This window comes from Capillibacterium thermochitinicola (assembly GCF_013664685.1).
Lineage (GTDB): Bacteria > Bacillota > UBA4882 > UBA10575 > UBA10575 > Capillibacterium > Capillibacterium thermochitinicola.
Genome location: NZ_JAAKDE010000050.1, coordinates 1 through 1,755, shown reverse-complemented (window position 1 = coordinate 1,755; position 1,755 = coordinate 1). Strand labels below are relative to the sequence as shown.

The following is a 1,755-nucleotide window of genomic DNA, read 5'->3' as shown; positions in this document are numbered from 1 at the left end:
AAAATCAGCTCTTCAAGAATTTTACGGAGAGTTTGATCCTGGCTCAGGACGAACGCTGGCGGCGTGCTTAATACATGCAAGTCGAACGGAGCCTAGCTGGTGGTTTACTACCGGCGAAAGCTTAGTGGCGGACGGGTGAGTAACGCGTGGGTAATCTGCCCCTAAGTCCGGGATAACAGAGCGAAAGTTCTGCTAATACCGGATACTCTTCCCGGGTCGCATGGTCTGGGAAGGAAAGGTTTACTGCTTAGGGATGAGCCCGCGTCCCATTAGCTAGTTGGTGAGGTAACGGCTCACCAAGGCGACGATGGGTAGCCGGCCTGAGAGGGTGGACGGCCACACTGGGACTGAGACACGGCCCAGACTCCTACGGGAGGCAGCAGTAGGGAATTTTCCGCAATGGGCGAAAGCCTGACGGAGCAACGCCGCGTGAGGGAAGAAGGTCTTCGGATCGTAAACCTTTGTCATCGGGGACGATCATGACGGTACCCGAGGAGGAAGCCCCGGCTAACTACGTGCCAGCAGCCGCGGTAATACGTAGGGGGCGAGCGTTGTCCGGAATTACTGGGCGTAAAGGGCGCGTAGGCGGCCCAATAAGTCAGATGTGAAAAACCTGGGCTTAACCGAGGTCTTGCATTTGAAACTGTTGGGCTTGAGGACAGGAGAGGAAAGCGGAATTCCCAGTGTAGCGGTGAAATGCGTAGATATTGGGAGGAACACCAGTGGCGAAGGCGGCTTTCTGGACTGCACCTGACGCTGAGGCGCGAAAGCCAGGGGAGCGAACGGGATTAGATACCCCGGTAGTCCTGGCCGTAAACGATGGATACTAGGTGTGGGAGGTATCGACCCCTTCCGTGCCGTAGCCAACGCACTAAGTATCCCGCCTGGGGAGTACGGCCGCAAGGCTGAAACTCAAAGGAATTGACGGGGGCCCGCACAAGCGGTGGAGCATGTGGTTTAATTCGATGCAACGCGAAGAACCTTACCAGGTCTTGACATCCCTCTGACGGATACAGAGATGTATCTTTCCTTCGGGACAGAGGAGACAGGTGGTGCATGGCTGTCGTCAGCTCGTGTCGTGAGATGTTGGGTTAAGTCCCGCAACGAGCGCAACCCCTATCCTTAGTTGCCAGCGGTACGGCCGGGGACTCTAAGGAGACTGCCGGTGACAAATCGGAGGAAGGTGGGGATGACGTCAAGTCATCATGCCCCTTATGACCTGGGCTACACACGTGCTACAATGGCCGGTACAGAGCGCAGCGAAGCCGTGAGGCGGAGCGAATCGCAAAAAGCCGGTCCCAGTTCGGATCGGAGTCTGCAACTCGACTCCGTGAAGGAGGAATCGCTAGTAATCTCGGGTCAGCATACCGAGGTGAATACGTTCCCGGGCCTTGTACACACCGCCCGTCACACCACGAAAGTCAACTACACCCGAAGCCGGTGCGCTAACCGCAAGGAGGCAGCCGTCTAAGGTGGAGTTGATGATTGGGGTGAAGTCGTAACAAGGTAGCCGTATCGGAAGGTGCGGCTGGATCACCTCCTTTCTAAGGAGTAAGACTCCTAGGTCGGTCCTGTCTTGCTGTTTAGTTTTGAGGGTTTAGTCCCTCAGGCATGCACCCTGAAAACTGCATAGGGGAACAAAAGAAGTCGAGCAGAGAAAGGCGCGCGAAAGGGTCAAGCTACAAAGGGCGTATGGCGGATGCCTTGGCGCTGGGAGCCGACGAAGGACGCGGCAAGCTGCGAAAAGCCTCGGGG

The 1,755-nt window shown here is 56.6% G+C and carries 2 rRNA genes; both read left to right on the top strand.

Annotation, left to right across the window (positions count from 1 at the left end):
• Positions 1–20: 20 nt before the first annotated feature.
• A 16S ribosomal RNA gene (locus G5B42_RS11135) occupies positions 21–1,544 on the top strand.
• Between the two features lie 128 nt (positions 1,545–1,672).
• Positions 1,673–1,755 (top strand): 23S ribosomal RNA (locus G5B42_RS11130); the annotation flags it as partial.